This is a genomic window from Pusillimonas sp. SM2304, from assembly GCF_031628915.1.
Classification (GTDB): domain Bacteria; phylum Pseudomonadota; class Gammaproteobacteria; order Burkholderiales; family Burkholderiaceae_B; genus Pusillimonas_C.
On record NZ_JAVLUJ010000002.1, the window covers coordinates 1050296 to 1062893 of the forward strand.

Below are 12598 nucleotides of genomic sequence, written 5' to 3' on the forward strand. Positions count from 1 at the left end.
CGCCGGCGGGCGATTAGCTGGACAGCTTCAATGTGCCCGTCATGATGGCCCAGTGGCCGGGGAAAGAGCAAAAGAAGGTGTAGTTCTCGCCGGCGGCCAGCTTGCTGACGTCGAACGTGACCGAGGTGCTTTCGCCGCCGCCGATCACCTTGGTGTGGGCAATGACGCGCTCGTCGCCGGATTTGACGTAGTCGTTGTCCAGGCCGGCGGCCATGCCATCGTTGGCGACGCCTTGTTTATCGGCCTCTTTGGTCAGCACCCAGTTGTGGCCCATGGCCGCCTTGGGCAGTTGGCCGCTGTGCTTCAGATTGACGGTGAATTCTTTGCAGGAACTATCGACCGTGATTTCTTTGGTGTCGAACTGCATGGCGTCAGTGCTGTCCACGTTGATGTCGCATTGGGCGGCGAGGGCGGGCAGGCTCATGACGGAAAGCAGGGCGGCGAAAGTGGCTTTTGCAAGCATGGTGTTCTCCAGGTTAGGTAAAAGTTTCACGGCATTGCGCTTGAATGTCCTATAGTAGTATTGGAACCCAGCAGGCGGCAAAAAGTCTTGATTCACGTCAAGCTAGTAGGGCCTTTTTGTTCATTCAGGGGAAATTCATGCTCGATCTTGTCATTCAAACTCGTGTCCACGACCTGGGCGGCGGCTTCGAGGTAGGGCGGGTGCTGCCATATCGCCAGCGCCGCATGGTCGGGCCGTTCATTTTCTTCGACCGCATGGGGCCGCACACTTTGCCCGCGCCCATCCCCAGACACACCGATGTCCGGCCCCATCCTCATATTGGCCTGTCCACGGTCACGTATCTGTTCGACGGCCAGATGACGCACCGCGACAGCCTGGGCATAGAGCAGGCCATCCTGCCCGGCGCCCTGAACTGGATGACGGCCGGATCGGGCATCAGCCACTCCGAGCGCTTCGATGGCATGCGCCAGAACGGGGGCCATATCGACGGTATCCAGGCTTGGGTGGCCGTGCCCGAAGCGCACGAAGAAGACGATCCTGCTTTTGATCATTATGCGGCCGATCGCTTGCCTACCTTCAGCGAAGACGGCGTGTCGGGGCGTGTCATTGCGGGCAGCGCCTATGGCGTGGACAGCCCGGCGAAAGTGCATTCGCCCTTGTTCTACCTGGATGTCGCGCTTGAGCCCGAAGCGCGCATTGCACTGCCGGCATCGCATGCCGAGCGGGCGGCCTATGTGGCCAGCGGCACGATTGAGTTCGACGGACGCCAGTATCAGAAGGGCCAGATGCTGGTGTTTGCGCCGGGCGGGACGCCCACCCTGAAGGCGCTGGCCGCCTCGCGCCTGATGCTGCTGGGCGGCGAGCCTTTGGGGCCGCGCCATATCTGGTGGAATTTCGTGTCCTCGCGCAAAGAGCGCATCGAACAGGCCAAGGCCGACTGGCAGGCGGGCCGGATCGCCTTGCCTTCGCACGACAATGCCGAGTTCATTCCCCTGCCGGACACGGTGGCCTGACCGGCGGGTTTCACGCCGCCTTCGCCACGGCGGCAGCCATGCCCTGGATGGGGTGCAGATGCGCCAGAAACGTTTCCGTCGACGCCGTCCACGAGAATTTCTCCGCATGTTCGCGCGCCACGGCGCGCGGGATGTCCAGCGCTTTCAGGCAGGCGGCTCTCAGGTCTTCGTCCATCACCCCGGCGGCTGAATCGCCCAGGACATCGATCGGGCCGGTGACCGGGTAGGCCGCCACGGGGCAGCCGCAGGCCAGCGCCTCCAGCAACACCAGGCCAAAAGTATCGGTGCGGCTGGGAAAAACGAATACATCGGCGGCGTTATACAGGCTGGCCAGCGTGTCCTGATCCATCACGCCGGTGAAGCGCACCTTGGGATAACGGTTCTTCAGGTCCGCCAGCAAGGGGCCATCGCCCGCCACCCATTTGGTGCCCGGCAGATCCAGGCGCAGGAAGGCTTCGATGTTCTTTTCAACCGCCACGCGGCCCACGCACAGAAAGACGGGCGGCTTTTCCTCATGAGGCAGGGCGGGGCCCGGCTTGAAGAGGTCCAGATCCACCCCGCGCGACCACAGCACCACTTGCTTCTGCGCAAAGCCGTTGGCCAGCAAGTCGCGCCGGACTACTTCAGTCGGCACCATGACCGCGCTGGCCGGGCCATGGAACCAGCGCAGGAAGCGGTAGGTCACCGACAGGGGCAGGCGCGTGCGGGCCTGCACATACTCAGGGAAACGGGTGTGGTACGCGGTGGTAAAGGGCAGCTTGTGGCGCAGGGCATAGGCGCGGGCCGCGATGCCCAGCGGGCCTTCTGTGGCAATGTGCAGCGCGTCGGCCGACGCAGCCTTCAGGCGGGCATTGACTTTACGCCGCGCAAAAAGCGATAGACGGATTTCAGGATAAGTGGGGCACGGCAAGGTGCGGAATTCCAGCGGCGTCAGCAAGTCGACCTTGTGCCCCATCTGCATGAGTTCGCTCCGGGTTTGGGTCAAGGTACGCACGACCCCATTGACCTGCGGCTCCCAGGCATCCGTGACAATCATGATCTTCACTTTTACGTGACTCCTTCAGTGGTTTTCGAGTCCAGCGTCTGTGGTTCGGGGCAGGGCATGGCCGGCAATACCGCGCCTGGCGCCGCCTGGACGGCGGGCTGGGGCGGCAAGGACTTCCCGGCCTTGGGCTTTTTGGCCTTGACGGCCGTTTTCGGAATCCAGGTAATGATTTCCAGGCGGCCATCGCGATGCTCGACCAGCGCCGTCAGGCTTTCCACCCAGTCGCCGTCGTTGCAGTACAGCACCCCGTCGACTTCCCGCATCTGGGCTTTATGAATGTGGCCGCAGACCACGCCATCGAAGCCGCGGCGCTTGGCCTCCTTGATCAGGGCGTCTTCAAAGGCCGTAATGAAGGACACTGCGTCTTTTACCTTGTGCTTCAGGTACTGCGACAGCGACCAGTAGCCCAGGCCCATGCGGGCGCGGGCGCGGTTGAACCAGACATTCCAGGTCAGCACCAGGCAATACAGCCTGTCGCCCACGTAAGCCAGCCAGGGCGCATACTGGATCACGCCGTCGAACAAGTCGCCGTGCGTGATCAGCAGACACTTGCCCTGCAGCGTGGTGTGTTCGGCTTCAAGGTGGACCTCGATGCCGCCGAAGCGTTCTCCGGCGTACTGCCGGGCGAAGGAATCATGATTGCCGGGCACGTAGACCACGCGCGTGCCTTTGCGGGCCTTGCGCAGGATTTTCTGGACCACATCGTTATGGGACTGCGGCCACATCCATTTTTTCTTCAACTGCCAGCCATCGATAATATCGCCGACCAGATACAGGGTGTCGGATTCATGCAGCTTCAGGAAATCAAGTAGGGGTTCGGCTTGGCAGCCGGCGGTGCCCAGGTGCAGATCCGAGATCCAGATTGTTCTATAGTGCTTGGCTTCGTCGTGTGCTTGCATCGGCTCTGATACCGGTACGAATTAAGTTGCTTCGCATTACATCAACCGCAGGTGACCGCCAAGTGACAAAAACCTGTCATCAGAGGAAACTGTGGTGTAAATGCCTCGTTGTCTTGTTCAATATAATGGGCTGGGTATTCGGATATCGTGCCGGCCAACTTCAGCGCCGCACATCAAGAAAGGATGCTTCATGGATTCCATCACCATTTATCACAACCCCAAGTGCGGTACGTCGCGCAATGCGCTGGCGCTGATTCGCCACACGGGTGTCGAGCCGCAGATCATCGAATACCTGCAGTCGCCGCCCAGCCGCGCCACGCTGACAGGCCTGATCAGGCAAGCCGGACTGACCGTACGCGGCGCGCTGCGTGAAAAGGCCCCGCAGTACGCGGAACTGGACTTGGGCAACCCGGACTTGAGCGATGAGCAATTGCTGGACGCCATGCTGACGCATCCCATGCTGATCAATCGCCCGTTTGTCGTCACGCCCATGGGTACAAGGCTGTGCCGTCCCCTGGAGCAGGTGCTGGACATCCTGCCGCCCATCAAAGGGCCATTTACCAAAGAAAACGGCGAGCTGCTGATCGACGAGCAGGGCAAGCAGGTCCGCTGACAGACGATGCAAGCCGGCGCAGCAGGCACAGCGGAATCGGCCGCGCCTTCGCCCGACGCGAAGGCAGGGGGCCTGACGACCGCCCTGGGGGTGGGCCAGATCTGTTCCTGGGGAACGCTGTACTACAGTTTCCCGCTGATTGCCGAGGCCATGGGCGCGGAATTCGGATGGCCCAAATTCCACCTGTATGCCGCGGCGACCCTGGGACTGGTCCTGGCCGCATTGGCCACCTATTCTGTTGGGGTGGCTGTGGATCGCGGCCATGGCCGATGGGTGATGGGCTTGTCGTCGCTGGGCGCCGGGATCCTGCTTATCCTGTGGTCGCAGGTCGACTCCCTGACATCCTTCTATCTATTGACCGCAGGCGTGGGACTGCTGCAGGCGGCCACCCTGTACGAACCCGCTTTCGCCGTGCTGGCCCGCAGGGTCGGAGCCGCCCAGTCGCGCCGCGCCATTACGACCCTGACACTGTGGGGCGGCTTTGCCAGCACGGTCTTCATTCCCCTGATTCAGTGGCTGATGGACCATTGGGGCTGGCGCGACACGCTGATTGTGCTGGGACTGGTCAACGTGTTGCTGTGCGCAACCGCGCACTTGGTGTTCATCCGCCCTGAACGGGACTGCATTTCGACCGAGCCGGGGGCCGCCTTCCTGCAGATCGACCTGGACCGCGCCGCTGTCCACGAGGCCGTGCGCCGCCCGGTTTTCTGGGCGCTGCTGCTGGCGTTGACCGTTTATGCGGCGATGTTTTCCGCCTTTACCTTCCATATGTATCCCATGTTCATCGAGCGCGGAATGAATACGGCGGCCGTGGTCCAGGCCATTGCGCTGATCGGGCCGGCGCAGGTGGCCGGACGTATCCTGATCAGCGTCTTTGCGGCCAGGGCGTCGATGCGGGTCATCGGGTCGGTCGTCGTGGCCAGCTTTCCGGTGTCATTCGGGGCACTGCTGTGGGTGGACGCCGCCTTCTGGCCGGTTGCGGCCATTTGCGTGACTTACGGTGCGGCCAACGGCATTTTCACCATTGTGCGCGGCCTGGTGGTGCCGGAAATGCTCACGCGCCATGCCTATGGCGCCATCAACGGCTTGCTGACCGTGCCGACCAATCTGGCGCGCGCCGCCGCGCCTTTGGCCGCCGCCTTGCTGTGGTCGACAACGGCCTCGTACAACAGCGTGCTGATAGGGATCATTGTGTCGGCCATTGTGCTGGCTGCCAGTTTCTGGCTGGCAGCCTGGTTGAGACGCAAGCCCGGCCGCCTGTAGTCCGGTTCGGCCGGCCTCGGCTGGAGGGGTTGCCGCGGATTGCCCCGTTACTGTTTGCGGGTGGCGGTCCAGGCCTTCCCCTGGTCGTCGCGGCCTGTCATTCGGTCGGCGTCAACCTGGCCCGTGTATTGCCGGCCATTGGCGCTGAAGGCCACACGTGTGCCCAGCAGGCTGCCATCGCTGATTTCATGCTGGGTTCCGTCCAGGGTGATGTGGCCGCTGAACATTTGATAGGCCTGGTTCAGGCTGAGCGCTGCGTTCTTCCCCAGCGTCCAGGCTCCTTCGACCTTGGCGGGCACGACCCATTTGTAAGCGTGGCAGTAGGATTGACATTCGGCGCCGCCGTCCACCGCATCATCCGGCGTCCAGTCGCCCATGTCGAACGAGTTCGACACAATCCGGGTGCCGGGTTTCATGTCCAGCAGGGTGGGGCGCAGGCGCAGATTGAGGTTGGGCAGCAGGAAAAGCGTGATGACCGTGGCATCCGAGAAGTCCGATTCAAAGATATCGCCTTCCGTAAACGTTGCCTTGTCGGCAACGCCCGCTTTTTGCGCGGCCTCGCGCGCCAGTTTGACCATGTCGGGATTGAATTCGATTCCGTGCGCGCGCGTACCTTGCTGTGCCGCGGTAATGACTGTGCGGCCATCGCCGGCTCCCAGATCGACCAGGTAGTCCTGCGGCGTGATGTCGGCCATGCGCAGCATATGATCAACCAGCGACTGGGCAGTGGGGACCCAGACCACGTCTTTGCCCGACTGCCCGACAGTCGGTTCATAGGCTGTGGCGCCGGAGGTGGCTTCGGCGGCCGGCGCCTGCCCGGTCTGGGCATGGGCTGCGCCCAAGGTCAACGCCAGCGATGCAGCCAGCAGAAGACGGGCGGAGCGGTGTGAGGTATGCGATGGCATGGCAGAATCCTTGGTAGCAAGTAGTACCGACAGCGTCGCGTGAATCACTGGCCCCCGCTGCCGGGGCGAATGGAGCCATAAGTGGATTTTGCATAAAAAACCATCGCTTGACTACCCTGGAACGTTGACGAAGGCATGGCCGGGCTGTGGCCATGCTCTTCGGGCTGCCGCCATGCGGTCATGGTTTACGCTTCAATATGGCGGTACAGCTGGCCGCTGGCGGCGGCTTCCGCCAATTCCGCGTGAACCTGCTCGCGGCTCTTGCCGGCTACGTTCTGCCGGGCATAGTTCTGGGGCAGGACTTCGTTCAGTTTCGCGCTGCTTTCACCCACCAGCACATTGCCTGTCCGGATGGCTTCAGCCAGCTCGGCCTGTACCTGGGCGCGCGTCACGGTGGCGTCGGCCTGTTGCTGGGGATACAACTGGGGGAACTGCTCGTTCAGCCTGGCGCTGCTTTCGCCTGTCACCACATTGCCGGTGCGAACGGCTTCGGCCAGCTCGGCCTTGACTTGGTCGCGGGTAAGCGGGGCGGCGGTGCCGGCCGCCATGGCTTGTCCGGCAAACAGGGCGGAAAAGGCCAGGGCGAGGGTGGCGGTGTGTGTGCGTGTCATGATGTATATCCTTTAAATCAATAAGTTTGGCTGGAACCGGCGGCAAACAGTGCGCCGGCTTCGGCGAGGGGTTCAACGAGTGATTTCGTCGATGTAGTCACTTTAAAAGCTTCAGAAGAATGAATAAACGGTTAAAATAGACATGCACCATTCATAAAATTGAAATAATCCTGGAAGACCTATGGATCGTTTGCTTTCAATGCAAGTCTTCGAGCGGGTGGCGAACGAGGGCGGCTTCGCGGCGGCGGCCCGCGCCATGAATGTGTCTCCCCCTGCGGTGACCCGGCTGATCGCTGAACTGGAGTCCTACCTGGGTACGCGGCTGTTCCAGCGGACCACGCGGCGCGTGTCGCTGACAGAGGCGGGCGAAGCCTATCTGGCGCGCGTCCGGCAAATCCTGCAAGACGTGGAAGAAGCCGATGCCATTGCCAGCGCCGATACAGACACGCTTTCCGGCCGGCTGCGCGTGCATGCACAGCCGGTGCTCGCAACGTATGTGATCGCTCCTTTATTGTCTGCGTTTCGTCAGCGCCATCCAGGGATCGTGGTCGATATCGAAGTCGAGACTTACCGGGATCCGCCCATCGAGGATTTCGACATTACGTTGTTGGGCGCCGACGCAAATTTCAACGCCAATATCGTGGCGCGTAAAATCGTCGAGTCCCTGGTCGTCCTGGTTGCCTCGCCGGCTTACGTGCAGCGCCGGGGCTCGCCCAAAACCCCCGAGGATCTGGCGCAGCATGAATGTTTGCGCCTTAGAAGGCCCAGCGGCGGGCCGCTGCGCGCCTGGCGCATGTGGTCAGAAGAAAACACCGGCGACGAGGTCGAAGTAAACGTGGATCCCGTTCTTATCGCAAACCATACCGACACCTTGCTGCGCGCGGCATTGGATGGCGCCGGCATTACATCGATACCGCTGGACATGGCGGCGCCTTACCTGACTCGAGGCGATCTGGTTCGCGTGCTGAATCCCTGGTTTACGGGCCGGCTGGGGATGTATGCCGCGCTGCCTAGCCGCAAGTTCATCCCGCAGCGATCCCGCGTATTCCTGGACTATCTGGTTGCGCATACGCGTGAACAGAATCGCGAGGCCTTGCGGGTGTGCACGGCATGCTAGTTCGTGACAGATACCTGCAACCTAATATTCGCATAATGTGTATTATGTAAAGTCAACAATATAAGCGCCCGCGTGCATCCATTCCTATATCTTCTCCAGAACTTCATTCGCTGCGGCGGCCGCACAGTCCTGCCCACCCCGCAAGGCAAGCAAGCCGGCTTGAAAACAAACCACTTAGTCTTCCATGATTATTCTTTTTAAATCAATTCATTAAAGGATTTATTTAAATCTGTTTATCACGCAACAACAAGTGTGAAGTTTCGCCTTAACCAGCGTCTTCCCGTGTCTTTCAAAGTAAAATCGGGCCTTGCTTTCAAACAGGATGATCAAGATGAAACGTTCTTTGGCATGGTTGTGCGTGGCCTTTGCTATCTCCAGCCTGGGGGCATGCGCCAGCCGGGACGGCGGCCCCAGTCAACCGCCCCAGGCCGCCGCAGACGGAACAACGCTGACGGCCTTTACCTGGCAATTGCAGAACGCGACAGATAGCAAGGGCGCGGCGCAGCCCCAGTGGGTGCGCGGCGGCGCGGCCGGCAAGCCGGCCGTATTCACCTTCAAGGATCAGCGCTTGGCTGTGACCGGCCTGTGCAATACGCTGCTCGCGGGCTACGACATCCAGGGGCAGCAAATGGATGTCAGCCAGGTGGTCAGCACCATGCGCGCCTGCGCCGATGCGTCGCTGATGCGCTACGAGCGGGAAGTCTCCGGCCGGCTGGCCCAGGTATCGGCATGGCGCATCGATGGCAGCGCCGTGCAGGCGGGCGAGCCCCCGCCCGTGCTGACCTTGCGCTTTCAGGACGGCGGGCAATGGCAGCTTCAGGGTACGCCCACGCCCGAAACCCTTTACGGCTCGGCGGGCGAAACCCTCTTCCTGGAGGTCGCGGCGCAGAAAATCCCCTGCCACCACCCTCTTATGCCCGACACGCCATGCCTGAATGTGCGCACGGTGCAGTATGACGCCGGGGGCCTGAAACAAGGCTACGGCGCGTGGGAGGCTTTCTACGAAAGCATCCAGGGCTATACGCACCAGGCCGGCACCCGCAATGTGCTTCGGGTAAAGCGCTACACCCGCAAGGATGTGCCGGCGGACGCCTCGCGTTACGTTTATGTCCTGGACATGGTGGTGGAAAGCGAGCGCTAGCCGCTGCCGGCCCGAAGGGCGCCGCTTAGATAAGCCGCCGGCGCACTTTCGCGGTCTGCCCTGCGCCCTGTTTTTAGCCATAATGGGGCCTATTCTTTCTAATTCGGGCTGCCCCTAGATAATGTTCAAGCGCCATCCCTTTTTATTTGCCGCGGCGGCTGGCGCGCTGGCGGCCGGCGCAGCGCTGGCCTTGTTCGTTTATACGCAGGCGGCGTCACCGGCCACGCGCCTGGTCCATACCGAACCGTCTGAGTTCGCGCCGGTGGTCGTGCTGGAAGAATTCGGCCAGCGCTGCATGAACTTCAATACCATCGAAGACAATGGCCGGCACACCTGCATCGAGCTGGACAATCCCGACAAAATGGTGTTTGGCTATACACGCATGATGACGACCGCCCTTTTCGTCAAGCCCGATCCGCAAAGCGTGCTGGTGGTGGGCCTGGGCGGCGCAACGCTGCCCTTGGCGCTGGAAAAGATCCTGCCCGGGGCGGTCATCGACAGCATAGAGATCGACCCCGCGGTGGCGCGCGTTGCCGAACGTTTCTTCGGCTATCGGCAGGGCCCCAGGCAGCGCCTGTTCGTGGAAGACGGCCGGGCCTTCGTCGAGCGCGCCCGGCGGGAAGGCAGGCGCTACGATATGATCATGCTGGACGCCTTCGACGTTGACTACATTCCCGCGCATTTGCTGACCCGCCAGTTCCTGGAGCATGTGCGCGCCATTCTATCGCCCGATGGTGTGCTGGCGGCCAACTCATTTACCACCAGCGGGATGTACGATCGGGAGTCGGTCACCTACGCGGCGGTATTCGGCGATTTCTACAACCTGCGCGCCGAGAGCCGCTATGTAACGGCCAACCGCGTGATCGTCGCCACGCGGGGTCCGCTGCCTGACCGGACCGTCGTGGCGCGCAACGCCACCGCCCTGGCCAGCACCTTGGCGCGTTTCGGCATCAACGCGGAGCAGGCGCTCGAGCGGTTCTCGACAGAGCGCAACTGGAACGAGGATGCCGCCATCCTGACCGACTGAGCGCCGGCCTTTCGAGCGCCCTGCTTTCACCCGCAATGCCAGCACTCAGGACGGGCGGCCTTTCGTCCGCTTTTCGCGGCCCAGAATGCCCCGCTCCCGGCCCCACACAATGGCGGCGCTGCGCCGGTGCACCTCGATCTTGTTGTAGACCTTGGCAATGTGGTTGCGCACGGTATTGCGCGACAGGTGCAGCGCTGCGCCTATTTCATCGTCAGTCAGGCCCTTGCACATCAGCCCCAGCACTTCACGTTCACGCGCAGTCAGGGCCGCAAGCTGCGCCCCGCCGCCCTGGGCTCTTTCAGGCCGCCTTATCTGCGCCAGCTTTTCGATCACTGTGCGGCTGAACCAGGATGCATCCTGCATCACGGCATCGATCGCGGCGATCAGCTCGTCTTCGGACTGTTTATGCTCGGTCATGTCCTGGATCACGCTCAGGATGCAACGCTTGCCGTCTATCGCAACAATGTCGGCGGACGCCAGGCAGTCAAGCAGCATGCCCTCTTTGGTGCATAGCTGTATGCCATGATTGCGCACGCTGCCGGCGGTTTTGAGCAGGTTTTCAAACGCGCGATATTCCGTTTTGCTTGCCCAGACCTCAAGGCTTGCCGCGTCTTTTCCGAGCACGTCTTCATTCGTATAGCCCGTCGTTTTCAGGAAGGCCTCGTTGACCTCCAGTAAACGGGCGTCGTCCAATGTGCTGACGATCATCGGGACCGGCGCGAGCCGGAATGCCTTCGAGAACCGCTCCTCGGTTTGCCTGAGCGCATCCTCCATCTTTTTCCTTGCTTCCAGGTCAATGAAGGTAAAGAGCAGGCAGCTTTCGCCAAGCACGTCAATCGGCTGGCCCGCCACAATCACGTAGTGGCGCTTGCCGCCCGGCAGCATCAGGGTGGCCTCCATTTGCGGAATCGTCCTGCCTTCATGAATGCGGGCAATGGCCAGATTCTTGTCCTCGGCGTGGGACAGTACATCCAGTTCGTAGGCGGATCGTCCAATGACCTGTTTAGGGTTCAGACCGGTCATTTCCAGGAAACCCTGATTGACGCGAACATAGCGAAAATCTGACAGGCGGCATATCAGGGCCGGCGCGGGGTTGGTATTGAATGCTTGCTCGAAACGCGCTTCCGCGTTGAAGCGATCGGTGACGTCGCTCATGACCAGCGCGGCGTATTCGAGCTTGCCCGCCGCATCGTCCAGGCGCAAGCTGCGCAACTCATGCACCCGGCCGAATCGCCCATTCGACCAGGATACCTGCACCACCAAGCCCGAGAACGCCTCGCCTGCGAGCGCGCGCACGGCAGGATACTGGCCCGCCCGCACTAGACGATTGTTGCGATATTTCAAGCTGTATTTTTTTGAGTAGCCCGCCACTGTTTTCCCGAGCCCTGCCTGGGTGCGTGCGCCATGCATGGCAAGCGCGGCCTCGTTGGCCCAGACGATGGACTGGTCGGTGCCGATCAGCATGAGGCCGTCGCTGAGCCCGGCAACAATGCTTTGAAGATGCCGCAGGCCAGTCCTGGAGGCTGAAGGTGTCTTGCTCATTTACCGCTCTGGGGAAAACAGCTGCGCATGGTGTTCCTTGGGTCAAAAGTACTAGTACGACTGGTTAAATTGCATCTATGCCGGCCCCTTTGCATTTGCCTAAAATTCGGACGCCTCCACCCTACGCGAGGCGTCAGCCGATACACAGAGGACAATCGATAATGTGCTACAGCCAGTTTATGCGGCAGCTTGCAAAAGGCCTTGAAAATAAAATCGTCGCCTATGACGACAATGAAGGCCAAAGCGGATGCACGATCTATCTTCACGGCCGCAAACATGCCATTTTCGTGCCCGACGAAATCATTACCCTGAAGCAAGAGGAAGCCATCCAATTGCTGCGAGCAAGCATTGCCGACAACACGCTGGAAGCATCTTGCCTTATTGTGAAGGATACGGGTGAAAAGTTGATTTTTGAAATGCGCGGCAATGGTTAGTTTCAGGCCTGCTCCCTGGGCACCGCGCCGTTTCCGATCAACGGCCAAACTCGAACACGGGGCACCGCCGCCGCAAGACGGATCGGCAAAGCGGTGACGGCCCGACCGCCCGCGCCCTGGCTCTTTGCGGCCTTGTCTGTTCGAGGCGGTTGATATCGCAGCGCTGCGCCCGGCCGTGGAACGAGGCCCGCTGCAATGCGGGGGAAGCCCAAAACCGTCGATAACGGGTACTTTTTGCATAGGAAGTCCTATCCGGCAAGCGGGACACCGGACCGAGCCGCGCTTGTGCCGGCGCGGCATGCCGGCGCTGCGGCGCGCCGGCGCTTTTCTGGAGAGCAGTCCAGATTCCATAGGTGGCGATGGTGAAGAAACAAAGCAATATGCTCGCCATGCTCAGCACAAATTGAGTTTGCATAGGTATTACCTGTACTTTGTCGATATTTCACTCGGACGGCGCTAGGGGAAGATAGCGGCCCACTGTCGAAACACAGATTCTTGGAAGGGTTTCCCGTCACAGCAATTATC

13 protein-coding genes are annotated in these 12598 nt (G+C 61.2%); 7 read left to right on the forward strand and 6 right to left on the reverse strand.

The genetic code is table 11. From position 1 onward, the window contains the following. Window positions 1-13: 13 nt before the first annotated feature. Window positions 14-463, reverse strand: coding sequence for an azurin (gene azu / locus RE432_RS13990; RefSeq protein ID WP_310934024.1), 450 nt, complete (start codon window positions 461-463; stop codon window positions 14-16). 137 nt (window positions 464-600) lie between these two features. On the opposite strand from azu, the gene RE432_RS13995 reads away from it, so the two are divergent. Beyond that, entirely contained in the window at window positions 601-1476 is an 876-nt protein-coding gene (locus RE432_RS13995; protein ID WP_310934025.1) for a pirin family protein, read from the forward strand. A gap of 10 nt (window positions 1477-1486) precedes the next feature. Here RE432_RS13995 and RE432_RS14000 read toward each other — a convergent pair whose 3' ends face one another. Further along, window positions 1487-2521, reverse strand: coding sequence for a glycosyltransferase family 1 protein (locus RE432_RS14000; protein WP_310934026.1), 1035 nt, complete (start codon window positions 2519-2521; stop codon window positions 1487-1489). A gap of 2 nt (window positions 2522-2523) precedes the next feature. Further along, window positions 2524-3420 carry a UDP-2,3-diacylglucosamine diphosphatase gene (locus tag RE432_RS14005; RefSeq protein WP_310934027.1) on the reverse strand — a complete coding sequence of 299 codons (897 nt, stop codon included), beginning with the start codon at window positions 3418-3420 and terminating at the stop codon, window positions 2524-2526. Window positions 3421-3610: 190 nt separating this feature from the next. Between RE432_RS14005 and arsC the strand changes: the two genes are divergently transcribed. Together arsC and RE432_RS14015 are read left to right on the forward strand one after the other, a co-directional pair. After that, window positions 3611-4033 (forward strand): arsenate reductase (glutaredoxin), encoded by a 423-nt coding sequence (arsC, locus tag RE432_RS14010; protein WP_310934029.1) that lies wholly within the window; start codon window positions 3611-3613, stop codon window positions 4031-4033. A gap of 6 nt (window positions 4034-4039) precedes the next feature. Then, complete coding sequence (locus RE432_RS14015) at window positions 4040-5296, forward strand: MFS transporter (RefSeq protein WP_310934030.1); 1257 nt, start codon at window positions 4040-4042, stop codon at window positions 5294-5296. A gap of 47 nt (window positions 5297-5343) precedes the next feature. Here RE432_RS14015 and RE432_RS14020 read toward each other — a convergent pair whose 3' ends face one another. Together RE432_RS14020 and RE432_RS14025 are read right to left on the reverse strand one after the other, a co-directional pair. Beyond that, window positions 5344-6201, reverse strand: coding sequence for a class I SAM-dependent methyltransferase (locus RE432_RS14020; RefSeq protein WP_310934031.1), 858 nt, complete (start codon window positions 6199-6201; stop codon window positions 5344-5346). A gap of 185 nt (window positions 6202-6386) precedes the next feature. Next, window positions 6387-6812 carry a DUF4148 domain-containing protein gene (locus tag RE432_RS14025; RefSeq protein WP_310934032.1) on the reverse strand — a complete coding sequence of 142 codons (426 nt, stop codon included), beginning with the start codon at window positions 6810-6812 and terminating at the stop codon, window positions 6387-6389. A gap of 181 nt (window positions 6813-6993) precedes the next feature. On the opposite strand from RE432_RS14025, the gene RE432_RS14030 reads away from it, so the two are divergent. From RE432_RS14030 to RE432_RS14040, 3 genes are all read left to right on the forward strand, one after another. Further along, on the forward strand, window positions 6994-7929 hold the full coding sequence (locus tag RE432_RS14030) for a LysR family transcriptional regulator (protein ID WP_310934033.1): 936 nt from the start codon (window positions 6994-6996) through the stop codon (window positions 7927-7929). Between the two features lie 331 nt (window positions 7930-8260). Next, window positions 8261-9070 (forward strand): META and DUF4377 domain-containing protein, encoded by an 810-nt coding sequence (locus RE432_RS14035; protein WP_310934034.1) that lies wholly within the window; start codon window positions 8261-8263, stop codon window positions 9068-9070. A gap of 121 nt (window positions 9071-9191) precedes the next feature. Then, window positions 9192-10097, forward strand: coding sequence for a fused MFS/spermidine synthase (locus RE432_RS14040; RefSeq protein ID WP_310934035.1), 906 nt, complete (start codon window positions 9192-9194; stop codon window positions 10095-10097). A 45-nt stretch (window positions 10098-10142) separates the two neighbouring features. On the opposite strand, the gene RE432_RS14045 is transcribed toward RE432_RS14040, so the two are convergent. Further along, complete coding sequence (locus tag RE432_RS14045) at window positions 10143-11639, reverse strand: helix-turn-helix transcriptional regulator (protein ID WP_310934036.1); 1497 nt, start codon at window positions 11637-11639, stop codon at window positions 10143-10145. A 77-nt stretch (window positions 11640-11716) separates the two neighbouring features. Between RE432_RS14045 and RE432_RS14050 the strand changes: the two genes are divergently transcribed. Beyond that, on the forward strand, window positions 11717-12073 hold the full coding sequence (locus RE432_RS14050) for a hypothetical protein (RefSeq protein WP_310934037.1): 357 nt from the start codon (window positions 11717-11719) through the stop codon (window positions 12071-12073). Window positions 12074-12598 lie beyond the last annotated feature (525 nt).